The following is a 24,653-nucleotide window of genomic DNA, read 5'->3' as shown; positions in this document are numbered from 1 at the left end:
TCTTACCTGCAAACGCTACGGTAATAATGGTTAACGGAACCTTTCGATTGGGCCTCTGCTAGGAAAAATCTGCCGGGCAAACATGGCTAACAGAACCTTTCTGCCCCCCGCCGGCACCGCCAAAAAATAGATAACAAACTGTAGTTGCACGCCTTTTTGTGTTGGCACGACTTTCGCTGAGAGAGGGCCGAGACCGAACGGTTTGGGAGAACCCGACGATCTCGTTCACGGGATCGGCCAAGGCGCTTGGGAGAGCGAAATGGCGGATCTCAAGCAGGGGAGATCGACCGATGCAGAATGCGCTTCTGATCGGCTTGTCGCGGCAGATGACGTTGGAACGGCAGATGGATGTCATCGCCAACAACGTCGCCAACGTCAACACCAACGGCTTCAAGGCCGACCATTCGCTGTTCGAGGAGTACCTCAATTCGAACGCGCATGAGGACAATTTCGTCGGCTCCGACCGCCGGGTCTCCTATGTGCAGGACCGCGGCACCTACCGCGACGTCGGCCAGGGGCCGATGGAAGCGACCAACAACCCGCTCGACATGGCGATCAACGGCAACGCGTTCTTCGCGGTGCAGGCCAACGGCGCCGAGCGCTACACCCGCGACGGCAAGTTCGCGCTCAGCAGCACCGGCCAGCTCATGACATCCGACGGCAATCTCGTGCTCGGCACCGGCGGCCCGATCGTTTTCCAGCCGACCGACCACGACATCAACGTCGCCCCCGACGGCACCGTCACCGTGCTCGAAGGCACGGCCAAGACCGACTCGATCCGCGGCAAGATCCGCATGGTGACGTTCGACGATCCGGCCAAGCTGACCAAGCTCGGCGCCAATCTCTACAGCGCCGGCTCCGCCAACCAGCAGACCGACTCCAAGTCCACCGTGCAGCAGGGCTACGTCGAGAAGTCGAACGTGAATTCGGTCGGCGAGATGAGCCGCATGGTCGAGGTGATGCGCAGCTACACCGCGATCGCCAACCTGCTCCAGCAGCAGAGCGACCTCCACAAATCGGCGATCGAGAAGCTCGCCGACGTTCCGGCCTGATTGAAGGAAAACTGACATGCAGGCACTTCACACCGCAGCGACCGGAATGGCGGCACAGGAACTCAACGTTCAGGTGATCTCCAACAACATCGCCAACTTGCGCACCACCGGCTTCAAGAAGCAGACGGCGGCGTTCCAGGACCTGATCTACGAGCACGTCCGCCGCGTCGGCGCCCAGGCGTCCGACCAGGGCACCATTCTGCCGGTCGGCGTCGACATCGGCGGCGGTGTCAAGACCGTCGGCACCCCCCGCAGCATGACGCAGGGCACGCTGTCGCAGACCGGCAACGACCTCGACCTCGCGATGTCAGGCGAAGGCTTCTTCAAGATCCTGATGCCTGACGGCACCTACCAGTACACCCGCGACGGCACCTTCCAGATGGACAATCAGGGCCGCGTCGTCACTGCGCAGGGCAACCCGGTGCAGCCGACCATCACGATCCCGAACAACGCCTCGGGCATCACCGTGAACGAGCAGGGTCAGGTCACCGTGACGCTGCCGGGCTCGTCGAGCAACACCGTTCTCGGCCAGATCGGCGTGACCCGTTTCATCAATAAAGCGGGCCTGCAGCCGGTCGGCAGCAACCAGTTCACCGAAACGACCTCGTCGGGCGCGCCCCAGGACGGCACCGCGAACTCGGAAGGCTACGGCAAGATCACGCAGGGCAGCCTCGAGCAGGCCAATGTCGACGTCGTCTCCGAGATGAGCGATCTGATCGCCGCGCAGCGCGCCTACGAGATGAACGCCAAGGTCATCAGCGCCGCCGACCAGATGATGCAATCGACCACGGCGCTGTTCCGCTGAGGTGATGACCATGATCCGCACCACGCTCGTCACCCTCTCCGTCCTGCTCGCGCTGGCGCTGCCGGCGCAGGCCGCCGACGACGGCATCGCCACGCCGACGCTGCGCGCCAGCGTCACCGTCAGCTCGGATGTGGTTCGGGTCGGCGATCTCGTCGACAATGCCGGCTCGGCCGCGCTGATCCCGGTCTATCGCTCGCCCGACCTCGGCACCACCGGCGCACTGCCGGTCGCCCAGGTCCTGAGCGTACTCCGCGCCAAGCAGGTGATCGGCGTGATGACCGGCGACATCAGGGAAGTTCAGGTCACGCGGCTTGCCCGCACGCTCGCCAACAAGGATCTCGAAAACGCGGTCGCCTCCGCGCTCGAGCGCCGCTTCGGCCTTGGCGAGGCCGCCAACATCACCGTGACCTTCGACCGTGGCGTTTCCGACATGCGGCTCGATGCCTCCAACACCGGTGCGCTGCAGCCGGTTGCGACCCGTTACGACGCCCGTAACGGCCGCTTCGACATCGCCTTCGAGATCAGCAACGACAGCAACCCGGCGCCGACCAAGCTGCGCTTCACCGGCACCGCGATCGAGACGGTCGAGGTCGCTGTCCTGACGCGCGACATCGATCGGAGCGAGATGCTGAAATCCTCCGACGTCGCACAGGAGCGCCGGCCCAAGGCCGAAGTGACGGGCGAGCCCGCGCTGCGCGACCGCGCGGTCGGCATGCAGCTGCGCCGGCCGATGCGCGCCGGCACGCCGATCCGCGTCGCCGACATCGCCAAGCCCGAATTCGTGCAGCGCGACCAGAGCGTCACCGTCATCTACCAGGTCCCCGGGATCTATCTCACCACCCGCGGCAAGGCGATGGAGAGCGGCGCCGAGGGCGACACCGTGAGCGTGCTCAATTTGCAGACCAAGCGTACGCTGACCGGTGTCGTCACCGCCCGCGGCCAGGTGACCGTGCAGGGCGTCAGCCAGTCCGCGCCGATCCCGGCTGCGGTCGAGCAGACCTCCTCGCTCAGGCGTGACGAAGCGCCCGCCCCCGTCGACACTGATGCCCTCCTCCGGAACCTGGTCCAGGCCCCTGCGCCGCCGGCTCAGGTCGCACAAGCCCAGATCCCGCAAGTTCGCGTTTCGCAAGCTCCAGCCAAGTAGAGTAAGTCATGTCCTCGTTCAGTTCGGCTTCCCGTCTTCGTCGCATCGCGATCTCTGGCCTGCTGCTCTCCACTTGCGCGCTCGCAAGCGGCTGCTCCTCGATCGACCGCCTGTCGCAGATCGGCGAGCAACCGAAATTGTCGGCGATCGACAATCCGACGACGCAGCCCGGCTACAAGCCGGTGCAGATGCCGATGCCGAAGCCGGAGGTCGCCTCCTACAATCCGAACTCGCTGTGGCGCAACGGCAGCCGCGCCTTCTTCAAGGACCAGCGCGCGACTCATGTCGGCGACCTCCTGACCGTGACCGTGAACATCACCGACAAGGCCAACCTGTCCAACGAGACCCAGCGCAGCCGTACCAATTCGGAAGATTCGGGCATCACCGATTTCATCGGCTCGAAGACGCTCGGCGTGCAGGCACAGAAGGTGCTGCCCGGCCGCATTCTCACCGCCGACTCCACCGCCTCCAGCGACGGCAAGGGCAGCGTGCAGCGCACCGAAGCCCTGCAGACCAACGTCGCCGCGGTCGTGACCCAGGTGCTGCCGAACGGCAACCTCGTGGTCGAAGGCAAGCAGGAGATCCGCGTCAACTTCGAGATCCGCGAGCTCGTGGTCGCCGGCATCGTCAGGCCCGAGGACATCCAGAGCGACAACACCATCGATTCCAGCAAGATCGCGCAAGCCCGCATCGCCTATGGCGGCCGCGGCCAGATCACGGACGTGCAGCAGCCGCGCTACGGCCAGCAAGTCATGGACGTGCTGCTGCCCTTCTAGCCTTCTGCAAGAGCTCCCACATCGTGTTCGCGAACCTAGGCGCGAACGACGATGTACGACGCGGCCTCCGGTAGCTCCCCTGCCGGAGGCCGCATGTATTTTGGGGGCGGTGCGCTTACGGGCCGCGAGCTGCGGCGTAGATGTAGCGACGGCGCTGCCTCAGACTCCGTCATTGCGAGCGCAGCGAAGCAATCCAGAATCCCTCCGCGGAAGGGCTCTGGATTGCTTCGTCGCAAGAGCTCCTCGCAATGACAGCGGGAGAGACGTGCACTTTTCACGCGGCGTCCGCGACTGCGCGTATTTCCAAATGCACGCCGGTCTCCTTCTGAAGCGCGTGGATCACCGCCATCAGATTGGCCATCGTTGGGTTTCCGCCTGGCCCAAACATCCGCATCAGGCTCTTCTGCGGACGATCGAGCACCTCGCTTAGCCGCTCGAAACCGATGGTCGCGTTGATGTAGGTCCGGAGCGCGGTGCGGCAATAATCGGCATCGTCCTGCAACAGGGATTGCATCGCCTCCTGAAACAGCGCCTCGCGAAAGGCGGTATCGCGCTCTGCGCGAGCGCGGATGGTCTCTCGAAAACTGTGAGTCAACGGCATCGGCTCATCCCTTATTCCGCTTTCGTACCTTGTAGTCACGCCACCGGCGAAGCGCGACGCTGATATCGCTCTGCTGCCTCTGCTTGGTGCCCCCGCCCAGCAGGATCACCAGCACGCTACCATCCCACCCGAAATAGACCCGATAACCGGGGCCACGATCGATCTTCAGTTCGGCCGCGCCCTCGCCGATCGACTTCACGTTCGAGGTGTTTCCATCGGCGAGCCGTCCAATTGCAACGGAGACAGCCGCAGCTGCCTGCGCTTCGAGCCCGTCATGCCACTCCTGAAATGGGCTGCGACCATCGATGCTGTATTCCGTGATCTCGATGTCTGGTACCATATTCGTTACCAATTTTCAATTCCAGAATTTTCGGATTATTAAAATTTTTGTTGACACGTTCCGACCGCTCCATTATGTTCCTGCTTCGTTCCGTCCCACAAGAGGGCGTATCGCGATCGTCACGAAACGCGGGATGGAATGCGGTGGCCGCGACGGCGTCGGGCGCGAAGAGCGTTGCAGGGCGGGAATCCCCGTGAGCAATCACCTCTCGCGCGATGACACGGCGCTGACAGCGTCTTTGCGCAGGTCTCGATGGTGAGCGCACGCCAGTCATCGAGAAACCGGCGGAGATGCGCGCGGACGGAGAAGTCGTGTGGTCCTGACGCCCGGAGCCTGTGCGTCAAGTCTTGTGGTGATGTGGCGGCCCGACCGGGCGCGCGCATCAGCCATCCGCAAGGCGACGGGGGCAATAGTGCATCGCTCCCCGGGGAGAGCACGAAGGACACCGTTAAAACCATCCGCGCAGGGAAGGCCAGGATGTCCCGGCGTCACCTGTGGTCCACCCGTGCGCGTTTGATCCGCACACGGGATCGCGGGTGCCAGCCGGCGCCCGGCCTTCCCTGCGCCTTCTTGCTTTCAGGAGGGCGAGACGATTGCAAAACTCGGGCGGAGATGCCGCGAGGATGCGAAGGCGTGTCTGCGACTGCGATGATAGCGCGAAATTGTTTCCGCCAGAGGCTCATCTCTCTCGTGTCCCGGACCAGCCGCAACGCGTCAGCGCTGCGGCGCCGAGCCGGGACCCAGAGAGCCAAGCAACTCGCTGCTGCATGGGCCCCGGCTCTGCAGCGCATCACCAAAGAGGTGCTGCGCTGCGTCCGGGGCACGAGATTGCCGACGGCGGAGAGAGTTCACGTAAACTCCGCCTCCACCACGCCCAGCCCGTCCAGCTCCATCCGCACCTTGTCGCCGGCTTTCAGCCACAGCGTCTTCACCAGGCTTCCCGTCAGCACGAGCTGTCCCGCATGCAAACCCTTGCCTTCGGCGGCGAGATGATTGGCGAGCCAGGCGAGTGCGTTGTGGGGATGGCCGAGCACGTCGGCGCCGGTGCCGTGGCTCACCTGTTCGCCGTTGACGATGGCGCGGCCTTTGACCGATTTCAGGTCCGGCACCGACGAACGCGGCACGGAGGCCCCCAGCACGCAGCCGGCGGCGAAGAAATCATCGGCGATCAGCGTCGGCGCGCCCATCGTCTCCCATTTCACGTAGCGGTCATCGACGATCTCGATCGCGGGATGATAGGCCTCGACGGCTTCGCCGACCCATTCGGCCGTGAACGGCGCCTCGCCGGCGGCAAGGTTGCGCTTCAGGCGCACCGCGATCTCGCACTCGACGCCGACGCGGACATAGTCGGAAGCCGTGAGCTTGACGCCGCTATCGTGCACGCCCTTCTGGAACACGCCGCCACCGCAGGGATGCGGGATGCCGATGTACTCCTGCATGACCTGGCTGGTGCAGCCGATCTTGTAGCCGACCAGCGGCCCGAAATTCTTCAACAGCAGATCATGCAGCGCGCGCTGGACCTGGTAGCCCTCGGCCTCGTCATCAGGCGGAACTTCGAGCGCCGCCAGCGGCGCATGGTTGCGGCGCGCCAGCGCGATCGCCTTTGCGGCTTCGAGAATTTTGTCCATCGGCGCCGCCTCCCACACACCACAAGCGAGGTCGGCAGTGGAGCATCCCCGTCGGGGTCTGACAAGCGCAGGCGGCATTCGGCATCACGCCTTGACCAGGCCGAGCCGGATCAGGCTCTCGGCCGTGGCGAGGATCGCCTCTTCGTTGGAACGGGGCTGCCAGCCGAGAAGAGACCGCGCCTTGGCGCTGGTGGAATGCCGCACTTTTCCGAGCATCGGTACGACCGCCTGCAGCAAGGGAATCCGGTTCGCGGCGAGCCGCACCAGCCAGTCCGGCGCCTGGAGCCGCGGAACCCGGCGCGCGCTCGGTCCCAGTTCGCGCCGCAGCACCTTCCCGATGTCGAGGATCGACAGCGTTTCGCCGGAGACGGCGATGAAGCGCTCGCCTTTTGCGTCCGGCGCGGTCATCGCCCGCAAATGCAAATCGGCAACGTCGCGCACGTCGACCACGCCGAAATAGACCCGCGGCACCGCGGGCATGGCGCCGTCGAGCAGCGATTTGACGATCTCGATCGAGCCGGAAAAATCTGGCCCCAGCACGGGGCCGAAAATGCCGGCGGGGTTGATCACCGACAATTCCAGCCCGCCGCCTTCGCGCGCGATGAAATCCCAGGCCGCCCGCTCGGCCAACGTCTTCGATTTCGGGTATGGCTGCACATCCGCGCCATCGAGGTTGGTCCAGTCGGTCTCGTTGAACGGCTTGTCTCTCGGCGGGTGGCCGTAGCCGATCGCAGCCACCGAGGACGTGATGACGACGCGCTTCACGCCGGCCTCGCGCGCGGCACGCAACACTCGAAGCGTTCCATCACGCGCCGGGATGATCATCTCGTTCTCGTTCTTGGGCAAACTGGTCAACAGCGGCGAGGCAACGTGAAGCACGTATTCGCACCCGGCGACCGCCTCGCGCCAGCCGTCGTCCCGGGTGAGGTCGGCCGTGAAGAAGGACAGACCTTCCGGCGAGGCCGCCCCACCCTTGCGCAGCATCGCCAGCACGTCGGCCCTCCGGTCCGGCCGTCGCACTGTCGTTCGCACCGCATGGCCGGCGGCCAGAAGCTGGAGGACGACATGGATGCCGACGAAGCCTGACCCGCCGGTGACCAGAACAGTGCTCATTGCCAATTCCCCTCGCTGCGGCCTGCAACCGGCGTTTAAGGAAATATTGAGTTGGTCCAGGCTTTATGGGGCAGCGTACCTAGCGGTGACGCACGAGACATGAGCGCAGCGACACTTCATGCTGCTCGATCGGCGCCTCAACAGTCGAGTCGATCTCGTTGATGCGACTCGCAAAACCTCCCGCACCTGAAGTGAAGGCTGTTTCTCATCCGAACTCACGTGAGCTCGGAGGAAGTGACTCTAGCCCATTGACCGCGATTCAGTTTTCGCGATTGCGCCCGCGCATCGAAGCGAGCGACAGCCCGCGACAGGCAAAATGCCGGTCGCGGCACAAAACGGCGCCTTGCGTCCCAAAAACAAAGAGCCGCATCGCTGCGGCCCGGACTCTATTCGTCGCGATAGACCTTCTCGCGTTTCTCGTGGCGCTCCTGCGCTTCCACCGAGAGCGTCGCGATGGGCCGGGCCTCGAGCCGCTTCAACGAGATCGGCTCGCCGGTGTCCTCGCAATAGCCGTAGGTGTTGTCCTCGATGCGCTGGAGCGCGGCGTCGATCTTGGCGATCAACTTGCGCTGGCGGTCGCGGGCGCGGAGTTCGATGGCGCGGTCGGTTTCGGACGATGCCCGATCGGCGAGATCGGGGTGGTTCACGTTCTCCTCCTGCAGAGCCTGCAGGGTGAGCTTGGACTCTTTGAGGATCTCATCCTTCCAGGCGAGGAGCTTCATACGGAAGTACTCCTTCTGCCTGTCGTTCATGAAAGGCTCTTTTTCGGTCGGTCGGTAGTTTTTCAACTTTTCCAAGGGCGGCCTATCTGTCTAAGCAACGACTCGCACGGAACGGGGTCCGCTGAGCCGGGGCTTATATAGCGACCTCCTGTGACAGACAATATTTCCTTAATCCTTCGGTTACCGCCCCAAGCCCTTGCACAGGAAGGTTTATCCGCAAGAGCCCGGAGACGGCCAAAGGCCTAGTAGCCGACGGTGAAACGCTGCCGCAAATGGGCCGGCCGCTCGATCTCGTCAGCGAGTGCAATGGCGTAGTCGGCGAAGCTGATCCAGCTCTTGCCGTTCGCATCTGCGAGAAGCTGGTCGGTGCCGAGTCGGAACTTGGCGGTCCGTTCCCCCTCGATGAACAGGGCCGAGGGCGAGATGAAGGTCCAGTTCAGCTCGTTTTCCTGCCGCAGCAGGTCGAGGAAAGCAGAGCCCGCCTCGGCCTCGGCCTTGTATTCGGCCGGAAAACCGGGGGTTGTGACCAGTGTAACGCCGGGGGCCACCTCCAGGCTGCCGGCGCCGCCGACGACGAGATAGCGGCCGACCTTGGAGTCTTTGGCTGCGCCGATCAGCTTGTGCGGGTCGCTCGCCAGGAAGTGGACGGAGCTAATGGCGACGTCATGCCCGGCCCACAGTTTTGTCAGGCCGGCTTGGTCGAGCACGTCGCCCTTGGTCGGCGTGACGTTCGGCAGGCCGGCGATCTTCTCCGGGTTCCGCGCGATGGCGGTGACGCCATGGCCGCGACGGGACAGTTCCTTAGTGATCTCCGAACCGGCCCGGCCCGAGGCGCCGGCAATTGCGATTTTCATGGAAGGATCCTTTGCTTCTGTAGTAACCAGTGGTGACTAGATATCGCAAAGTTTGCTGGTGTTAAGAGAGCACTTTGTGCTTACCTGATTACGCAGGAGTAACCGGCAGGAACAACTGGCAAGAACAGCTGGCAAGCACAGCTGGCAGGCCCAAGCAAGCGCGAGGAATTGAGATGAAACCCAACGTCTATGCCGCCGATTGCCCGACACGTCAGATCCTCGATCGCATCGGCGACAAATGGGCCGTGCTGATCCTGTTGCTGCTGCGCGAGGAGCCGATGCGCTTCAATCAGTTGCGCCGCACGATTGAAGGTATCTCGCAGAAGATGCTGAGCCAAGTTCTCAAGTCGCTCGAACGCGACGGCCTGATCAAGCGCCGCGCCATCGCGACCGTGCCGGTGACGGTGGAGTATTCGATCACGCAGCTCGGCCTGACGCTCTCCGCCGCGGTCGATCCGTTGCGCGATTGGGCCGAAGAGAATCTGAAAGACGTGCTCGCCGCCCAGCGCCGCTACGACGCACAGCTGAAGGACCAAGCGGCGTAACGCCGTTCCGCAAGTGCGCCAGGTTCCGGGACGACGATCAGGCCCGCCCGGCCTTCGCCAGCTCGACCTCGACGCGCAGCTCGATCTCGGAGAGCACGGAGTCGAGACCGGGATCGCCGGAGGACGATTTCAGGTTCGCCGCCGCATCGCGCAGCCGCATCACCGTCGACGCGTCGAGATTGCCGGACAGCAGTCCCATCTTGAGATCGTCGAGGACGTCGAGCGCGGTCTTGCCGCGGGCGACCGAGCGCTTGCGGCGCTCGATCGGGTCTTCCTCGATGCCTTGCAGGGCGAGCAGCGCGTCGATGTTGGCGGACGCCTTCGGCGCAGCCGCCGCGCGCGTCTCCTGCGCCGACGAGGTGTCGGGCAGCACGAAGGTGCCGGAGCTCGTTCGCCTGGCCTGGCTGGCCGGCGTTCCGAGCGTGGTGCCATTCGGTCCGTAGATGCGCATCGAAGCAGTCCAGGTGATCGATCCCGTCACCTTCGCCGTCTTATGGTTAACGGCGCGTAAACGGCCCGGCAAAATCTGCCGGGAGGCGGCAGTTTCGCTCCTCAAAGCGAACGCCTTCTGGCGTCGATGGGGAGAGATTTATTCAACCTATTCAATCGCATAAGCCATCTCCCCCGCGTTGGCACAGCACTCGCAAGGACAGCGTCGGACCAGCTCGTCATGGGAGTGTCGAGACGGTCCGAGATGTGAGGAGGCTTTTCGGGAGCCTTGGGGAGCAGAGGATGCCAGGCGTTCGTTGGGTGAGGATTATTGGAGTGGCCTGCGCCGCGCTGTCAGCGCTGGCGCTCTCAGTCGCTCCTGCGGCTGCGACCTCGCGCATCAAGGATCTCGCCAATATCGAAGGCGTGCGGCAGAACCAGCTCATCGGCTACGGCCTCGTCGTCGGCCTCAACGGCACCGGCGACACCCTCAACAACATCCCCTTCACCAAGCAGTCGCTGCAAGCGATGCTCGAGCGCATGGGCGTCAACATCCGCGGCGCCACCATCCGCACCGGCAACGTCGCCGCCGTGATGGTGACCGGCAATCTGCCGGCCTTCGCCACCCAAGGCACGCGCATGGACGTCACCGTCTCCGCACTCGGCGACGCCAAGGATCTGCGCGGCGGCACCCTGCTCGTCACTCCCCTGCTCGGCGCCGACGGCAATGTCTATTCGGTGGCGCAGGGTTCGCTCGCGATCTCCGGCTTCCAGGCCGAAGGCGAAGCGGCGAAAATCGTGCGCGGCGTTCCGACCGTGGGCCGCATCGCCAACGGCGCCATCATCGAGCGCGAGATCGAGTTCGCGCTCAATCGCCTGCCGAACGTGCGGCTCGCGCTGCGCAACGCCGACTTCACCACCGCCAAGCGCATCGCGGCCGCGATCAACGATTATCTCGGCGTCAAGAGCGCCGAGCCGATCGATCCCTCGACGGTCCAGCTGACGATCCCGCCGGAGTTCAAGGGCAACGTGGTGGCGTTCCTGACCGAGATCGAGCAGCTCCAGGTCGATCCGGATCTCGCCGCCAAGATCGTCATCGACGAACGCTCGGGCATCATCGTGATGGGCCGCGATGTTCGTGTCGCCACCGTCGCGGTCGCGCAAGGCAATCTCACCGTCACGATCTCCGAGAGCCCGCAAGTGAGCCAGCCCAATCCGCTGTCGCGCGGCCGCACCGTGGTCACACCGCGCTCCAGCGTCGGCGTCGTCGAGGACGGCAAGAAGTTCGCCGTCGTCAAGGACGGCGTCTCGCTCCAGCAACTCGTCGACGGCCTCAATGGCCTCGGCATCGGCCCGCGTGATCTCATCAGCATCCTCCAGGCGATCAAGGCCGCGGGCGCGATCGAAGCCGACATCGAGGTGATGTGATGCAAGTCAACACGACCACCTCCACCGCCAACCCAGCCTTCTCGGTTGAGAGCCGCAACGGCCGGCCCGACTTCGAGCTCGCCGCCGCGCTCCAGAAGGTCTCACCACCGGTGCAGGCCAAGGCGCAGAAGACCGCCACCGATTTCGAGGGCATGTTTCTCAACAGCATGTTCGCGCAGATGACCTCGGGCCTGAAAGGCGAAGGCCCGTTCGGCGACACGCCGGGCACCGGCGTGTGGCGTTCGATGCTGACCGAGCAATATTCCAAGAACTTCGCCAGCGCCGGTGGCGTCGGCGTCGCCCGCGACGTCTACCGTACCCTGATCATCCAGCAGGCGAAAACCACTCTTCGGACGGCATAAGGTCAAACGAGATGAACCACTTCAACGCGTCACGTCAGCCGATGCCCGCGCAGCGCCCGAGCAACACGCAGGAGAGCGCCGCGGCGCGCAAGGTCGCCGAGGACCTGATGGACGCGATGAGCGCCCTGCTCGGCCTGATCGAGCGCGAGACCGAGCTCGTCCGCGCCGGCAAGGTCCGCGAGGCGATGACGATGGAGAGCCAGAAGCAGGAGCTGTCGCGGCGCTACATCGCCGCTGTCAGCCAGTTGAAGGCGAACCAAGACAAGCTTGCGAAATCCGCGCCCGAGCTGCTCTCGACGCTGCACCGCCATCACGACGCCTTCCGCGCCATGCTCCAGGTCAACCTCACCGTGCTCGCGACCGCGCATGCGGTCTCCGAAAGCGTGGTGCGCGGCGTCAATGCCGAGATCCAGAAGCGCAACGTGCCGAACACCTATACCGCAGCCGGACGCCGCGCCACGCCCGGCCCGCGTCACATCACGCCGCTCGCGGTCAGCCGTACGCTCTGAGCGCAGACAAGGAACTCCATCCAATTTTACGAAAAACCGCGCGGCAAAAGCGTCGCGCGGTTAGGTACGTTTCCTTACCGGGTCTTCAATCCTGGTGTTCCATGGTTGCGTATTGAGAGGGGTTGGGATTTGACTCACACGAGGCAACCAGGAGGCTGCCATGAGTACAGATTTCAGCATCAGGCCGGTGGGGATACCGGCCCCCGTGCAGATCGTAACGACGTCGAATTCGGCGGCGAACGAGGCGGTGCAGACCGATTTGCCGGTGAGCCAGACGGTCGCCGCGAGCGATACGAGCGCGGCTGCGAGCAATGATCTGCAGAGCAATGCGAGCATCTCGCGCCAGGTGGTGTTCGACCAGGCGTCCGCATCCCTGGTTTTCCAGGTCGTCAACGACAGGACCGACGCAGTCGTCAATCAATTCCCTGACGAGGCGATGTTGCGCCGGCGAGCCTATTTCCACGCACTGGATTTGAAGTCGGAGCCCTCGCGTCCGCTCAACACGGACCTCAGCGCCTAGAGAACGCCTGCCGATTCAGCCGTCGAGCGTGGCCTGGGCCGTGTCGAGATAGGTCGAGCCGGTCGCGGGATCGGTGACGACATTCTTGATCTGGGCCGTACCGGTATTGGTCAGCGTGAACTTCGTGTTGCCGAAGCGGAACGACGAATCCTTGATCAGCACCTGTTGATACTGCGACGTCCCATCGCTCTGATAGTGGATCTGGGCACGAAACCCGTCGACCTGCGAGACGTCGAGCGAGAATTTCTTGCCGTCGGGATAGGTGCCGGTCCAGTTGCCCTGGTACAGCGACGAGTCGACTGTAACGTATTTGGACGAGCCTGACGTGCTCGAGAGGACGTTGGACTTATACGCGGTCGACAAAATGCTCATGATGTCGGACATCACGAGTCTCCGTCACGGGCGGCCCGACAGGCCGGCAGCGATGTTGCGGTTGATCTCGATCAGCGGGCGGAAATGGTCGAACTGCGGGCTCATCTGCAGCGCCGCGGTCTGGCTCAGCACGAACACGCTGATGTTGGCGATCTTCTGCCGGACGTCGAGCGGCTGCGGGTTGTTCTCGCGCATCGCTTCGCTGAGGAAGATCGTCCAGAGCTTGCGATTGAACATCAACGCCTGCGTGGTCTGCTCGCTGAAGGGGTCAGCAGCGTTGATCGCGTCCTGGAGCTTGTTGGCTGCTTTCAGCAGGGTCTGCGCCTCGACGTCACGAGGAGATGCGGTGGTCGTTGCAACACGCGCGTAGGCCGAGGCAGCAGAATTCGACATCAATCACACCTTGGAAGCTTCCTAGCCCGTTGAACGGGCTTAAGGATTTCTTTCCCAACCCTATGCAGTAGCGCTTAAGATTTGCTTACATGTGCGCCTGGAAGCACTCCGGAATATTACGGGGCGCGAAGTCCTTCCGTGAGCACGAGGCTAGATGCGCAGACGCAAGCTGTAAACTTGCAATGCATCATGCGCCTCGATCTCAGCTAACCTTGTCTTAGCGAACTCCCTCAAAAGAACGGCGGAGCATTAGCCCCGCCGCGCCGTTTCGAGATTTGATTCTGCGCTGGCGAATTAGCGGAGCAGTTGGAGCACGCTCTGCTGCGACTGGTTAGCCAGCGACAGCGCGGAGACCGCGATCGACTGGCGGGTCGACAGCGCCTGGCTGTTCGCCGCTTCCTCGTTGGTGTCCGCAAGCGTCAGGTTGGACGAGCCGGTCTGCAGCACGTTGATCAGGTTCTTGGAGAAGTCCTGGCGCACCTGCACGATCGACAGGTTAGAACCCAGCGACGAGCCTTCCGAGCGCAGCGTGCTCGAGGCCGCGTTCAGGCTGGCCAGCACCTTGTTGGTGGCGCCGTTGTCGATGAAGTCCGTGCCGGGCACGAGATTGCTGAGGCCGAGACCGGCCGAGTTGAACACCACGCCGTTGATGCCGAGCGTGGAGCTGCCGGTCTCGTTGAAGACCAGCTTGAGCGTATCGCCATTCAGCAGGTTGACGCCGTTGAAGGAGGAGTCCTGCGAGGTGGTGTCGATCTGCGCCAGGATGTTGTTGAACTGGCTGACCAGGCTCGAACGCGCGGTCTGCGCCACGGGGTCCTGGACCGGCGGCTGCGCGGTGGTGAAGGCGAGCACGCCGGTGAGCGTACCGCCGACCGCGCCGCCGGCGGCCGTCGAACCGAGGGTCGAGGAGGCGTATTCGTTGACAGTGGTCACCGTCAGCACGCCGTTGGCGTCGATCGTTGCGGTCAGGTGGTTGGCCTGAAGCTGAACGTTGAGCTGGTCGAGCGTCTTGACCGTGCCATTGGTGCCGTCGCCGAAGGTGACGTTGACCGGCGTGCCGCCGTTGAAGGAGGAGAACGTCAGGGTCTTGCCGCTGACGCCGCCGACGCCGGAGGTCCGCGCTGCGCTGAAAGCCGTCGCCGTTCCGGTATTGCCGCTGAGACCGAAGGCGCTGAGCGCGTTGCCCGTGCCGGTGATCGAGAGGTCGGCGTTGATGCCGGTCGAGATCGACAGCTGGCCGCTCGAGTTCACCGACGACGGGATTTGGCCCGAGGTGGTGGAGAGCGTCGCAGCCCCGTTGAAGAGGCTGGCGGTCTTCACACCGGTCGCAAGGTCGAACGAATTGAGCAGGTCGGTCAGGTTCGCGCTCTGCAGATAGACGGTCGAGTTACCGTTGCCGTCGGTGACGACGTTGCCGCTGACGCCATAGCCGGTGGCCACGCTTGCCGCCGACTGCGGCGTCTGCGCGTTCTTGAAGGTGATGGTGTGGCCGTCGATGTTCAGCGTCGAGCCGTCCTGGACCAGCGAACCCAGCGAGCCCGAGGTCGTCGACCGGTTCGCGGTCACACTGGCATTGCCCGCGCCCGTCGCAGCCGTCAGCCCGAGAGCGTGGAGGAAGTCGGCCTGGCCCGTGACGCTCAGATCGGCGCCGGTCGAGCTCTTCAGCGTGATCGCGCCCGCAGTGATCGAAGACGGCGTCTGGACCGTACCGACGGTCGCGCCGCTGGTCGCAATCGTGGCGGCACCCGCGCTGATCGTCGCAGTCTTGACGCCACTGGCGAGATCGATCGCGCTGAGGACGTCGTTGACGGTCGCCTTGGGCGCCGCCGCCGTTCCCTCATAAACGATCGAATTGCCGTTGCCGTCGGTGGCGATGCTTCCGCTGGCGTTGAGGCCCCAGCCGGTCGGTTGCGTCGTCGGAGCGGGCCCGGTGCGGAAGGTGATGGTCTTGCCGTTCACCGTAATGGTGTCGCCGTCGGCGGGCGGCGTGCTGAACTGGGTGGATGTGGTGGTCCCGAGCAGCGTGTCCGTGCCGGTCAGCGCGGTGCTGCCGTCCGCGGCGCTCACCGTGCCACCAACAAGGGTGCCGGCGTTCGAACCCAGCGAAGCGCCGAGTGCGGCGGCTGCCGTCACCGGCGTGACGCCGCCGGCCGCGCCGGTATAGAGCACGTTGCTGTTGGCGGTCGCGCTCGCATAGGAGGTCGTGCCGCGCAGATCTGCGGGCGTCGCGCCCGGGATCGTGGTCGAGACGTTGGATTTGGTGGAGTAGCCGACCGTGGTCTGGAGCGCCTGGTTGGCGATCGATTTCGCGCTGTCGATCAGCTTCTGCAGCGAGGTGATGCCGGTATTGGCGGCCTGGAGCACCTGCACACCGTTGTTGATGCCGTCCAGAAGGTTGCTGATGTCACTCGCTCGGTTGTCCAACCCCTGCGCGGTGAAGAAGTTGGTGGGATTGTCGAGCGCCGTGTTGACCTTCTTGCCGGTCGACAGCCGCTCCTGCGTCGTGGCCAGCAAGTCGGCCGTCGACTGCAGCGACAACAGGTTCTGGCGAACGGACGCCGAGAGAACGATGTTGGACATTGGCGAGTCTTCCTCTTGAACCGGATACGAATCGGCCGCGCGATCTCGGAAGCGGGCTTTTGTCCAGTTTTAGGGGCTGTCCTTTAAAGTATGGTTAACGCCGGTTTAAGGGATACGGTTAATGGCGAATGAACGCCCTTCCCTGCCGCGAAACGCAAAAAAGAGCGGCGGGGCCAAAGCCCCGCCGCTCGGTTTTATTGAGTTATTTCAGCTGCTTATTAGCGAAGCAACTGAAGCACGCTCTGCTGCGAGGTATTGGCCAGAGAGAGCGCAGAGACCGCGATTGACTGGCGGGTCGACAGCGCCTGACTGTTCGCCGCTTCGACATTGGTGTCAGCCAGGGTCAGGTTCGACGAGCCGGTCTGCAGCACGTTGATCAGGTTCTTGTTGAAGTCCTGACGAACCTGCACCACCGAAAGGTTTGAACCGAGCGCGGAGGCCTCCGAGCGCAGCGTGCTCGACGCGGCGTTGAGGTTGGTCAGCACCTTGTTGGACGCGGCGTTATCGATGAAGTCGACACCGACGGTCAGTGAGGCGAGGCCCAGACCCTTCGAGTTATAGGTCACGCCGGTGATGTTGAGGTTCGATTTGCCGGTCTCGTCGAACACCAGTTTGAGTTGATCGCCGTTCAGCAGGTTGACGCCGTTGAACGAGGAGTCCTGCGAGGTCGTGTCGATCTGGTTCAGGATGTTGTTGTACTGGGACACCAGATTGGCACGTGCGGTCTGCGCAACCGCATCCTGAACGGGGGTGGAAGCCGTCGAGAAGGTCAGCGCCGAGGTCAACGAGCCGCCGATCGCACCACCCGCAACGGTCGAGCCGATCGTCGAAGACGCATAGTCATTGGACGCTGTGATGGTGAGCAAGCCGTTGGCGTCGATCGTGGCGGCCAGGTTGTTCGCCAGAAGCTGCGTGTTGAGCTGATCGAGCGTCTTGACCGTACCGTTGGTGCCGTCGCCGAAGGTGACGTTGACCGCCGTGCCGCCGTTGAAGGAGGAGAAGGTCAAGGTTTTGCCGGCGATGCCGCCGATGCCGGAGGTACGAGCTGCGGTGAACGCCGTCGCCGTGCCGGTGTTACCGCCAAGACCGAGCGCCGCCAGTGCGTTGCCGGTGCCGGTGATCGCCAGGTCGGCATTGACGCCGGTGGACAGCTTGAGCTGGCCGGAGGTGTTGATCGTCGACGGAGCCTGACCGACCGCGGTCGCGAGCGTACCACCACCGCTGCCGTTCAATGCGAAGGTCTGCACGCCCGTAGCGAAGTCGATCGCCTTCAGCAGATCATTGACCGAACCGGTCTGGAGATAGACCGTCGAGTTGCCGTTACCGTCAGTCAGGACGTTGCCGCTGACGCCAAAGCCGCTCGGAACTGCCGGAGCGTTGGACGAGCCCGGGACCGGCGCGTTCTTGAAGGTGATGACGTGGCCATCAACGTTCAGCGAGGAGCCGTCCTGGAGTAGCGATCCCAAAGACGATGCCCCGGTGGTGCGGTTCGCCGTGACCGCCGCATTGCCGCCGCCCGTTGCACTGGTGAGGCCGAGCTCGTGCAGGAAGTCGGCGTTACCCGTCACGGACAGATCCGCACCCGTCGAGCTCTTGAGGGTCACGGCACCACCAGCGACAGCCGACGGAGAAGCAGCGGAGGCCGCACCGATGGTCGCCGCACCCGCGGAGATCGTCGAGGTCTGCACGCCACTGGCGAGGTCGATCGCGGTGAGGACGTCGCTAACGGTTGCCAGGGTCGAGGTCGTCGCGGTGCTGCCGAGGTAGATAGTGGTGTTGCCGCTGCCGTCGGTGACGAGGTGACCGCTGACGCCCGAACCGGTAGGAACGGCGGTCGAAGCCGGCGCGGTACCGGAGCGGAAGGTGATCGTCTTGCCGTTGACCGTCAGCGTGTCGCCGTCGGCGGGCGCCGTCGACAGCTTGCCGGCGGCGGTGGTGCCGAGCAGCGTGATCGCACCCGTCAAGGCGGTCGAGCCGTCGGATGCGGTCACCGTGTTACCCGTGTCCGAGCCCTGCGTCGCGCCGAGCGTGGTGGTCCCCACAGCCGCATGCGTGCCACCGGCGGTACCGTCATAGAGCACGTTGCTATCGGCCGTCGCGCTCGCATAAGAGGTCGTGCCGCGCAAATCGGCCGCCGTCGCACCGGAGATCGTGGTGGAGACGTTGGACTTGGTGGAGTAGCCGACCGTGGTCTGCAGCGCCTGATTGGCAATCGACTTCGCGGAGTCGATCAGCTTCTGCAGCGAGGTCAGGCCGGTGTTGGCGGCCTGCAGCACCTGCACGCCGTTGGCGATGCCATCGAGCAGGTTGTTGATGTCGCTGGCGCGGTTGTCGAGCGACTGTGCGGTGAAATAATTGGTGGGATTGTCCAGAGCCGAGTTGACGCTCTTGCCGGTCGACAGACGGTTCTGGGTGGTGGCGAGAAGATCGGCGGTGGACTGGAGAGAGAGCAGGTTCTGACGAACCGACGCAGAGAGAACGATACCGGACATGACTCTTACCCTTCTGGCTTACGCGTCTTCGTTCGATCGCTTCTGGATCGAGTGACGGCCACAGGGTGCGCGGACATGGCTAACAAAAGGTGAAGCGGGCCTCACGCGCATAAGCGCCGGTTCACCATAAACCAGTGGGACGCGTTGGCAGGCATCGCAATCAGTCTGAAATCATTCGCTATTTTTTCTGCTTACTCTCCATTAACCATAACCGCTGGTTACTTTTTCGATCGCTCCCCGCCTCATCGAATACCATCTGGCAAACGAAAAAGCGGCGAGGCCGAAACCCCGCCGCCAGATCTTGCTTGCGATGTCGTCCGCCTGTTAGCGGAGCAGCTGGAGCACGCTTTGCTGCGACTGGTTGGCCAGCGACAGCGCGGAGACCGCGATCGACTGACGGGTCGACAGCGCCTGGCTGTTCGCCGCTTCGACGTTGGTGTCGGCCAGGGTCAGGTTCGACGAACCGGTCTGCAGCACGTTGATCAGGTTCTTGTTGAAGTCCTGACGAACCTGCACGATCGTCAGGTTCGAACCGAGGCTCGATGCTTCCGAACGCAGCGTGCTCGACGCGGTGTTGAGGTTGGTCAGCACCTTGTTGGTGGCAGCGTTGTCGATGAAGTCGACACCGCTGGTCAACGAGGCGAGGCCCAGACCCTTGGAGTTGTAGGTCACGCCGGTGATGCTGAGGTTCGACTTGCCGGTCTCGTCGAACACCAGCTTGAGCTGGTCACCGTTCAGCAGGTTGACGCCGTTGAACGAGGAGTCCTGCGAGGTCGAGTCGATCTGGCTCAGGATGTTGTTGTACTGGTTGACCAGGTTAGCGCGGGAGGTCTGGGCAACCGTATCCTGGACGGGGCTGGAAGCCGTCGAGAAGGTCAGTGCCGAAGTCAGCGTGCCGCCGATCGAACCACCCGCGGCGCTCGAACCGATGGTCGAGGACGCATAGTCGTTGGTGGTCGAGACCGTCAGCAGCCCGTTGGCGTCAATCGTCGCGGTCAGGTTGTTGGCCTGGAGCGACGAGTTGAGCTGATCGAGCGTCTTGACCGTGCCGTTGGTGCCGTCGCCGAAGGTGACGTTGACCGCCGTGCCGCCGTTGAAGGAGGAGAAGGTCAAGGTCTTGCCGGTGAGGCCGCCGACGCCGGAGGTACGAGCCGCGGTGAACGCGGTCCCCGTGCCGGTATTGCCGGCGAAGCCGAGCACGTTCAGTGCGTTGCCGGTGCCGGTGATCGACAAATCGGCATTGACGCCGGTGGACAGCTTGAGCTGGCCGGAGGCGTTGATCGACGAGTTGATCTGGCCGCTGGCGGTGCTCAGTGTCGCGGTGCCGGTGGCGCCGATCGAGGCGGTCTGCACGCCGGTGGCAAGATCGATCGCCTTCAGCACGTCGTTGACCGACCCGCCCTGGAGATAGACCGTCGAGTTGCCGGCGCCGTCGGTCTGGACGTTGCCGCTGACACCGAAGCCGCTCGGAACCGCCGGAGCATTGGACGAGCCGGGGACCGGCGCATTCTTGAAGGTGATGACATGGCCGTCGACGTTCAGCGTCGAACCGTCCGAGACCAGCGCGCCCAGCGAGGACGAGCTAGCCGTGCGGGTCGCAGTGACCGTCGCATTGCCGCCACCCGTTGCGCTGGTGAGACCGAGCTCCTTCAGGAAGTCGGCGTTGCCCGTGACGGACAGATCCGCGCCCGTCGAGCTCTTGAGAGTCACGGCACCACCGGCGACAGCCGAAGGCGATGCAGCGGAGGCCGCACCGATGGTCGCCGCACCCGCGGAGATCGTCACGGTCTTCACGCCGCTGGCGAGGTCGATCGCGGTCAGGACGTCGCTGACGCTCGCAGCCGGCGTCGCGTTGGTGCCGAGATAGACGGTGGTGTTGCCGCTGCCGTCGGTGACGAGATTGCCGCTCACGCCCGAGCCGCTCGCAACAGCGGTCGAAGCCGGAGCCGCACCGGCACGGAAGGTGATGGTCTTGCCGTTCACCGTCAGGGTGTCACCGTCGGCGGGCGCCGTGGTGAGCTTGCTGGCGGCGGTGGTGCCGAGCAGCGTGATCGCGCCCGTCAGGGCGGTCGAGCCGTCGGATGCGGTCACGGTGCTACCCGTGTCCGAGCCCTGCGTCGCGCCGAGCGTGGTGGTGCCGCCCGCAGCCGTGGTGCCGCCAGCCGCGCCGTCATACAGCACGCTGCTCAGCGCGGTCGCGCTGGCAAAGGAGGTGGTGCCACGCAGGTCGGCGGCCGTCGCACCGGCGATCGTGGTGGAGACGTTGGACTTGGTGGAGTAGCCGACGGTGGTCTGCAGCGCCTGGTTGGCGATCGACTTCGCGGAGTCGATCAGCTTCTGCAACGAGGTGATGCCGGTGTTGGCGGCCTGCAGCACCTGCACGCCGTTGGCGATGCCATCGAGCAGATTGTTGATGTCGCTGGCGCGGTTGTCGAGCGACTGGGCCGTGAAGAAGTTGGTCGGATTGTCCAGGGCCGAATTGACGCTCTTGCCCGTCGACAGACGGCTCTGGGTGGTGGCGAGAAGATCGGCGGTGGACTGGAGCGAGAGCAGGTTCTGACGAACCGAGGACGAGAGAACAATACCGGACATTGTGTGTTACCCTTCTGGTACGCAACGCAACAAACTTCGATTAGGATTAATCGATGTCCGGGACGGTGAACGTAGGTGGCTAACAAAGCATGAAGTGTGTCGCGCCAGCCCCCCCGCGGATTCACCATATGACTTATCGAGGCCCAATCATGCCCGGATGTATCGTCATGATAGGATGACGCTTTTCCACACAGCGACCGTGCGTTTGCTACTTGTCAACCATAACTCAGAGTAGGCAATTCGCTGCATTCGAATGCGCCGTCTCCATCTGAGCGACCGGCACTCGGATGCCGACACAAAAAGAAGGCGGCGGGGCCGAAGCCCCGCCGCCAGATCTTGCTTGCGATGTCGTCCGCTTGTTAGCGGAGCAGCTGGAGCACGCTCTGCTGCGACTGGTTGGCCAGCGACAGCGCGGAGACCGCGATCGACTGGCGGGTCGACAGCGCCTGGCTGTTGGCCGCTTCGACGTTGGTGTCGGCCAGGGTCAGGTTCGACGAACCGGTCTGCAGCACGTTGATCAGGTTCTTGTTGAAGTCCTGACGAACTTGCACGACCGAGAGGTTCGAACCGAGGCTCGATGCTTCCGAACGCAGCGTGCTCGACGCGGCGTTGAGGTTGGACAGCACCTTGTTGGTCGCGGAGTTATCGATGAAGTCGACACCGCTGGTCAAAGAGGCGAGACCCAGACCCTTGGAGTTGTAGGTCACGCCGGTGATGTTGAGGCTCGACTTGCCGGTCTCGTCGAACGTCAGCTTGAGCTGGTCACCGTTCAGCAGGTTGACGCCGTTGAACGAGGAGTCCTGCGAGGTCGAGTCGATCTGGCTCAGGATGTTGTTGTACTGAGACACCAGGTTAGCGCGGGAGGTCTGGGCAACCGTATCCTGGACGGGGCTGGAAGCCGTCGAGAAGGTCAGCGCCGAGGTCAGCGTGCCGCCGATCGAACCACCTGCGCTGCTCGAGCCGATGGTCGAGGACGCATAGTCGTTGGTGGTCGAGACCGTCAGCAGCCCGTTGGCGTCAATCGTCGCGGTCAGGTTGTTGGCCTGGAGCGACGAGTTGAGCTGATCGAGCGTCTTGACCGTGCCGTTGGTGCCGTCGCCGAAGGTGACGTTGACCGCCGTGCCGCCGTTGAAGGAGGAGAAGGTCAAGGTCTTGCCGGTGAGGCCGCCGACGCCGGAGGTACGAGCCGCGGTGAACGCGGTCCCCGTGCCGGTATTGCCGGCGAAGCCGAGCACGTTCAGCGCGTTGCCGGTGCCGGTGATCGACAAATCGGCATTGACGCCGGTGGACAGCTTGAGCTGGCCGGAGGCGTTGATCGACGAGTTGATCTGGCCGCTGGCGGTGCTCAGTGTCGCGGTGCCGGTGGCGCCGATCGAGGCGGTCTGCACGCCGGTGGCAAGATCGATCGCCTTCAGCACGTCGTTGACCGACCCGCCCTGGAGATAGACCGTCGAGTTGCCGGCGCCGTCGGTCTGGACGTTGCCGCTGACACCGAAGCCGCTCGGAACCGCCGGAGCGTTGGACGAGCCGGGGACCGGCGCGTTCTTGAAGGTGATGACATGGCCGTCGACGTTCAGCGTCGAACCGTCCGAGACCAGCGCGCCCAGCGAGGACGAGCTAGCCGTGCGGGTCGCAGTGACCGTCGCATTGCCGCCACCCGTTGCGCTGGTGAGACCGAGTTCGTGCAGGAAGTCGGCGTTGCCCGTGACGGACAGATCCGCACCCGTCGAGCTCTTGAGAGTCACGATACCGCCGGCGACAGCCGAAGGCGATGCAGCGGAGGCCGCACCGATGGTCGCGGCACCCGCGGAGATCGTCGCGGTCTTCACGCCGCTGGCGAGATCGATCGCGGTCAGGACGTCGCTGACGCTCGCAGCCGGCGTCGCGTTGGTGCCGAGATAGACGGTGGTGTTGCCGCTGCCGTCGGTGACGAGATTGCCGCTCACGCCCGAGCCGCTCGCAACAGCGGTCGAAGCCGGAGCCGCACCGGCACGGAAGGTGATGGTCTTGCCGTTCACCGTCAGGGTGTCACCGTCGGCGGGCGCCGTGGTGAGCTTGCTGGCGGCGGTGGTGCCGAGCAGCGTGATCGCGCCCGTCAGGGCGGTCGAGCCGTCGGATGCGGTCGCCGCAATACCTGCGTCCGAGCCCTGCGTCGCGCCGAGCGTGGTGGTGCCGCCCGCAGCCGTGGTGCCGCCAGCCGCGCCGTCATACAGCACGCTGCTCAGCGCGGTCGCGCTGGCAAAGGAGGTGGTGCCACGCAGGTCGGCGGCCGTCGCACCGGAGATCGTGGTGGAGACGTTGGACTTGGTGGAGTAGCCGACGGTGGTCTGCAGCGCCTGGTTGGCGATCGACTTCGCGGAGTCGACGAGCTTCTGCAGCGAGGTGATGCCGGTGTTGGCAGCCTGCAGCACCTGCACGCCGTTGCCGATGTTGTCGAGGAGGTTGTTGATGTCGCTGGCGCGGTTGTCGAGCGACTGGGCCGTGAAGAAGTTGGTCGGGTTGTCCAGGGCCGAGTTCACGCTCTTGCCCGTCGACAGACGGTTCTGCGTGGTGGCGAGAAGATCAGCGGTGGACTGGAGGGAGAGCAGGTTCTGACGAACCGATGCGGAGAGAACGATACCGGACATTGGGTGTTACCTTTCTGGTAAACGACGCTACTGTTACGCGTCTGCTGGGATCTTGATTGAGCCAGCGACCAGCGGACCGTGGCTCCGAGACTCTAACGAAGCATGAAATGAAACCGCCGCTTTCGCTGAGTCGCGACGTGATTCGGACGAGCTGGCCTCGGGCGACGAGGCGACGTCGCACCGCTTTACAATTGAAATAATTGAGCTTTTTGGCGCATCCGCCAGAGATTCATAACTCGTTAACTAGTCTTGATGGACTATTGCGCCATGATCCGCCCCAACTCACGCTCGGTTACGAAAGCGTTGATGGAGAACAGGCAATGGCCCTCAAGGTCGAGCTCAGGCCGCACGAACGCATCATTGTCGGCAACTGCGTCATCACCAACACCGATCAGCGCGCCCGCCTGCTGATCGACGGCGACAACGTGCCAATCCTGCGCGAGCGCGACATTCTCACGCCCGAGACCGCCGATACGCCGGCCAAGCTCGTCTATCTGGCGGTCCAGCTGATGTACATCTCGCCGGACCCGCAGACCCAGCACGGCACCTATTTCAACCTGGTGCGTGACATCGTCACCGCCGTGCCGAGCTCCTGGCCGATCATCGAGGCCATCAACAACAACATCCTCAATGGCGACCTCTACCGGGCGCTGAAGGATGCCCGCAAGCTGATCGCCTATGAAGAGAAGCTGCGCGACCAATACAACGCCGCGCATCCCGAGGCCGACGTCAGCACGGCCGCCTGATCTCAGCGACATCCGCGCAGACG

23 protein-coding genes are annotated in these 24,653 nt (G+C 63.9%); 10 read left to right on the top strand and 13 right to left on the bottom strand.

Annotation, left to right across the window (positions count from 1 at the left end):
- Nucleotides 1–290 precede the first annotated feature (290 nt).
- From flgF to flgH, 4 genes are read left to right on the top strand one after another with little or no spacing between them, the layout of a single operon-like run.
- A complete protein-coding gene (gene flgF, locus JJE66_RS32125; RefSeq protein ID WP_200519456.1) occupies nucleotides 291–1,052 on the top strand; it encodes a flagellar basal-body rod protein FlgF in 762 nt (253 codons plus the stop codon).
- 16 nt (nucleotides 1,053–1,068) lie between these two features.
- Nucleotides 1,069–1,857, top strand: coding sequence for a flagellar basal-body rod protein FlgG (gene flgG / locus JJE66_RS32120; protein WP_200519454.1), 789 nt, complete (start codon nucleotides 1,069–1,071; stop codon nucleotides 1,855–1,857).
- Between the two features lie 10 nt (nucleotides 1,858–1,867).
- On the top strand, nucleotides 1,868–3,001 hold the full coding sequence (flgA, locus tag JJE66_RS32115; RefSeq protein WP_200519452.1) for a flagellar basal body P-ring formation chaperone FlgA: 1,134 nt from the start codon (nucleotides 1,868–1,870) through the stop codon (nucleotides 2,999–3,001).
- Nucleotides 3,002–3,009: 8 nt separating this feature from the next.
- Entirely contained in the window at nucleotides 3,010–3,777 is a 768-nt protein-coding gene (flgH, locus tag JJE66_RS32110) for a flagellar basal body L-ring protein FlgH (protein WP_200519450.1), read from the top strand.
- Nucleotides 3,778–4,051: 274 nt separating this feature from the next.
- Here the strand turns inward: flgH and JJE66_RS32105 are convergent, their stop codons facing one another.
- The 6 genes from JJE66_RS32105 to JJE66_RS32080 all read right to left on the bottom strand — a co-directional run bounded on the left by JJE66_RS32105 (nucleotide 4,052) and on the right by JJE66_RS32080 (nucleotide 9,035).
- Nucleotides 4,052–4,378 (bottom strand): DNA-binding protein, encoded by a 327-nt coding sequence (locus tag JJE66_RS32105; RefSeq protein ID WP_200519448.1) that lies wholly within the window; start codon nucleotides 4,376–4,378, stop codon nucleotides 4,052–4,054.
- A gap of 4 nt (nucleotides 4,379–4,382) precedes the next feature.
- A complete protein-coding gene (locus JJE66_RS32100) occupies nucleotides 4,383–4,718 on the bottom strand; it encodes a type II toxin-antitoxin system RelE/ParE family toxin (RefSeq protein WP_210350013.1) in 336 nt (111 codons plus the stop codon).
- Between the two features lie 848 nt (nucleotides 4,719–5,566).
- Entirely contained in the window at nucleotides 5,567–6,346 is a 780-nt protein-coding gene (locus tag JJE66_RS32095; RefSeq protein WP_200519445.1) for a 2-keto-4-pentenoate hydratase, read from the bottom strand.
- Between the two features lie 84 nt (nucleotides 6,347–6,430).
- A complete protein-coding gene (locus JJE66_RS32090; protein WP_200519435.1) occupies nucleotides 6,431–7,459 on the bottom strand; it encodes an aldehyde reductase in 1,029 nt (342 codons plus the stop codon).
- A gap of 386 nt (nucleotides 7,460–7,845) precedes the next feature.
- On the bottom strand, nucleotides 7,846–8,211 hold the full coding sequence (gene dksA / locus JJE66_RS32085) for an RNA polymerase-binding protein DksA (protein ID WP_008142458.1): 366 nt from the start codon (nucleotides 8,209–8,211) through the stop codon (nucleotides 7,846–7,848).
- A gap of 212 nt (nucleotides 8,212–8,423) precedes the next feature.
- Nucleotides 8,424–9,035, bottom strand: a complete 612-nt coding sequence (locus JJE66_RS32080; protein WP_200519433.1) for an NAD(P)-dependent oxidoreductase — start codon at nucleotides 9,033–9,035, stop codon at nucleotides 8,424–8,426.
- 173 nt (nucleotides 9,036–9,208) lie between these two features.
- On the opposite strand from JJE66_RS32080, the gene JJE66_RS32075 reads away from it, so the two are divergent.
- Nucleotides 9,209–9,580: a helix-turn-helix domain-containing protein gene (locus JJE66_RS32075; protein ID WP_200519431.1), complete on the top strand. Its 372-nt coding sequence runs from the start codon at nucleotides 9,209–9,211 to the stop codon at nucleotides 9,578–9,580.
- A gap of 37 nt (nucleotides 9,581–9,617) precedes the next feature.
- Here the strand turns inward: JJE66_RS32075 and JJE66_RS32070 are convergent, their stop codons facing one another.
- A complete protein-coding gene (locus JJE66_RS32070; RefSeq protein WP_200519429.1) occupies nucleotides 9,618–10,031 on the bottom strand; it encodes a flagellar assembly protein FliX in 414 nt (137 codons plus the stop codon).
- 281 nt (nucleotides 10,032–10,312) lie between these two features.
- On the opposite strand from JJE66_RS32070, the gene JJE66_RS32065 reads away from it, so the two are divergent.
- The 4 genes from JJE66_RS32065 (at nucleotide 10,313) to JJE66_RS32050 (ending at nucleotide 12,828) form a co-directional block, all read left to right on the top strand.
- Nucleotides 10,313–11,437, top strand: a complete 1,125-nt coding sequence (locus JJE66_RS32065; protein WP_200519427.1) for a flagellar basal body P-ring protein FlgI — start codon at nucleotides 10,313–10,315, stop codon at nucleotides 11,435–11,437.
- Complete coding sequence (gene flgJ / locus JJE66_RS32060; protein WP_200519425.1) at nucleotides 11,437–11,799, top strand: flagellar assembly peptidoglycan hydrolase FlgJ; 363 nt, start codon at nucleotides 11,437–11,439, stop codon at nucleotides 11,797–11,799. Before JJE66_RS32065 ends, flgJ begins: the two co-directional genes overlap by 1 nt.
- 11 nt (nucleotides 11,800–11,810) lie before the next feature.
- Nucleotides 11,811–12,308, top strand: a complete 498-nt coding sequence (locus JJE66_RS32055) for a hypothetical protein (protein ID WP_200519423.1) — start codon at nucleotides 11,811–11,813, stop codon at nucleotides 12,306–12,308.
- Between the two features lie 160 nt (nucleotides 12,309–12,468).
- A complete protein-coding gene (locus tag JJE66_RS32050; RefSeq protein WP_200519421.1) occupies nucleotides 12,469–12,828 on the top strand; it encodes a hypothetical protein in 360 nt (119 codons plus the stop codon).
- A gap of 15 nt (nucleotides 12,829–12,843) precedes the next feature.
- On the opposite strand, the gene JJE66_RS32045 is transcribed toward JJE66_RS32050, so the two are convergent.
- The 6 genes from JJE66_RS32045 to JJE66_RS32020 all read right to left on the bottom strand — a co-directional run bounded on the left by JJE66_RS32045 (nucleotide 12,844) and on the right by JJE66_RS32020 (nucleotide 23,884).
- Nucleotides 12,844–13,212 (bottom strand): hypothetical protein, encoded by a 369-nt coding sequence (locus JJE66_RS32045; protein WP_200519419.1) that lies wholly within the window; start codon nucleotides 13,210–13,212, stop codon nucleotides 12,844–12,846.
- Between the two features lie 12 nt (nucleotides 13,213–13,224).
- A complete protein-coding gene (gene flaF / locus JJE66_RS32040) occupies nucleotides 13,225–13,593 on the bottom strand; it encodes a flagellar biosynthesis regulator FlaF (protein WP_027534793.1) in 369 nt (122 codons plus the stop codon).
- A 294-nt stretch (nucleotides 13,594–13,887) separates the two neighbouring features.
- Nucleotides 13,888–16,173, bottom strand: a complete 2,286-nt coding sequence (locus tag JJE66_RS32035) for a DUF1522 domain-containing protein (RefSeq protein WP_200519417.1) — start codon at nucleotides 16,171–16,173, stop codon at nucleotides 13,888–13,890.
- 218 nt (nucleotides 16,174–16,391) lie between these two features.
- On the bottom strand, nucleotides 16,392–18,665 hold the full coding sequence (locus JJE66_RS32030) for a DUF1522 domain-containing protein (protein WP_200519415.1): 2,274 nt from the start codon (nucleotides 18,663–18,665) through the stop codon (nucleotides 16,392–16,394).
- Nucleotides 18,666–18,989: 324 nt separating this feature from the next.
- Nucleotides 18,990–21,257 carry a DUF1522 domain-containing protein gene (locus tag JJE66_RS32025; protein WP_200519413.1) on the bottom strand — a complete coding sequence of 756 codons (2,268 nt, stop codon included), beginning with the start codon at nucleotides 21,255–21,257 and terminating at the stop codon, nucleotides 18,990–18,992.
- Between the two features lie 359 nt (nucleotides 21,258–21,616).
- Entirely contained in the window at nucleotides 21,617–23,884 is a 2,268-nt protein-coding gene (locus JJE66_RS32020; protein WP_200519411.1) for a DUF1522 domain-containing protein, read from the bottom strand.
- A 320-nt stretch (nucleotides 23,885–24,204) separates the two neighbouring features.
- On the opposite strand from JJE66_RS32020, the gene flbT reads away from it, so the two are divergent.
- Nucleotides 24,205–24,630, top strand: coding sequence for a flagellar biosynthesis repressor FlbT (gene flbT, locus JJE66_RS32015; protein ID WP_200519409.1), 426 nt, complete (start codon nucleotides 24,205–24,207; stop codon nucleotides 24,628–24,630).
- The last annotated feature ends 23 nt before the right edge of the window (nucleotides 24,631–24,653 follow it).

Source organism: Bradyrhizobium diazoefficiens (assembly GCF_016612535.1).
GTDB lineage: Bacteria > Pseudomonadota > Alphaproteobacteria > Rhizobiales > Xanthobacteraceae > Bradyrhizobium > Bradyrhizobium diazoefficiens_C.
Note: the sequence above shows the minus strand (reverse complement) of the source record. Positions and strands in the feature narration are given on the sequence as shown.

What these genes read in the sequence shown, in the direction of transcription:
- flgH (WP_200519450.1), top strand. Translation starts at nt 3,010, where the DNA reads ATGTCCTCGTTCAGTTCGGCTTCCCGTCTTCGTCGCATCGCGATCTCT.
- JJE66_RS32075 (WP_200519431.1), top strand. Translation starts at nt 9,209, where the DNA reads ATGAAACCCAACGTCTATGCCGCCGATTGCCCGACACGTCAGATCCTC.
- flbT (WP_200519409.1), top strand. Translation starts at nt 24,205, where the DNA reads ATGGCCCTCAAGGTCGAGCTCAGGCCGCACGAACGCATCATTGTCGGC.
- JJE66_RS32045 (WP_200519419.1), bottom strand. Translation starts at nt 13,212, where the DNA reads ATGTCCGACATCATGAGCATTTTGTCGACCGCGTATAAGTCCAACGTC.
- JJE66_RS32070 (WP_200519429.1), bottom strand. Translation starts at nt 10,031, where the DNA reads ATGCGCATCTACGGACCGAATGGCACCACGCTCGGAACGCCGGCCAGC.
- flgF (WP_200519456.1), top strand. Translation starts at nt 291, where the DNA reads ATGCAGAATGCGCTTCTGATCGGCTTGTCGCGGCAGATGACGTTGGAA.
- JJE66_RS32035 (WP_200519417.1), bottom strand. Translation starts at nt 16,173, where the DNA reads ATGTCCAACATCGTTCTCTCGGCGTCCGTTCGCCAGAACCTGTTGTCG.
- JJE66_RS32095 (WP_200519445.1), bottom strand. Translation starts at nt 6,346, where the DNA reads ATGGACAAAATTCTCGAAGCCGCAAAGGCGATCGCGCTGGCGCGCCGC.
- JJE66_RS32100 (WP_210350013.1), bottom strand. Translation starts at nt 4,718, where the DNA reads ATGGTACCAGACATCGAGATCACGGAATACAGCATCGATGGTCGCAGC.
- JJE66_RS32105 (WP_200519448.1), bottom strand. Translation starts at nt 4,378, where the DNA reads ATGCCGTTGACTCACAGTTTTCGAGAGACCATCCGCGCTCGCGCAGAG.
- JJE66_RS32080 (WP_200519433.1), bottom strand. Translation starts at nt 9,035, where the DNA reads ATGAAAATCGCAATTGCCGGCGCCTCGGGCCGGGCCGGTTCGGAGATC.
- JJE66_RS32020 (WP_200519411.1), bottom strand. Translation starts at nt 23,884, where the DNA reads ATGTCCGGTATCGTTCTCTCCGCATCGGTTCGTCAGAACCTGCTCTCC.
- JJE66_RS32025 (WP_200519413.1), bottom strand. Translation starts at nt 21,257, where the DNA reads ATGTCCGGTATTGTTCTCTCGTCCTCGGTTCGTCAGAACCTGCTCTCG.
- JJE66_RS32065 (WP_200519427.1), top strand. Translation starts at nt 10,313, where the DNA reads ATGCCAGGCGTTCGTTGGGTGAGGATTATTGGAGTGGCCTGCGCCGCG.
- flaF (WP_027534793.1), bottom strand. Translation starts at nt 13,593, where the DNA reads ATGTCGAATTCTGCTGCCTCGGCCTACGCGCGTGTTGCAACGACCACC.
- JJE66_RS32030 (WP_200519415.1), bottom strand. Translation starts at nt 18,665, where the DNA reads ATGTCCGGTATCGTTCTCTCTGCGTCGGTTCGTCAGAACCTGCTCTCT.
- flgG (WP_200519454.1), top strand. Translation starts at nt 1,069, where the DNA reads ATGCAGGCACTTCACACCGCAGCGACCGGAATGGCGGCACAGGAACTC.
- JJE66_RS32055 (WP_200519423.1), top strand. Translation starts at nt 11,811, where the DNA reads ATGAACCACTTCAACGCGTCACGTCAGCCGATGCCCGCGCAGCGCCCG.
- flgA (WP_200519452.1), top strand. Translation starts at nt 1,868, where the DNA reads ATGATCCGCACCACGCTCGTCACCCTCTCCGTCCTGCTCGCGCTGGCG.
- JJE66_RS32090 (WP_200519435.1), bottom strand. Translation starts at nt 7,459, where the DNA reads ATGAGCACTGTTCTGGTCACCGGCGGGTCAGGCTTCGTCGGCATCCAT.
- flgJ (WP_200519425.1), top strand. Translation starts at nt 11,437, where the DNA reads ATGCAAGTCAACACGACCACCTCCACCGCCAACCCAGCCTTCTCGGTT.
- dksA (WP_008142458.1), bottom strand. Translation starts at nt 8,211, where the DNA reads ATGAACGACAGGCAGAAGGAGTACTTCCGTATGAAGCTCCTCGCCTGG.
- JJE66_RS32050 (WP_200519421.1), top strand. Translation starts at nt 12,469, where the DNA reads ATGAGTACAGATTTCAGCATCAGGCCGGTGGGGATACCGGCCCCCGTG.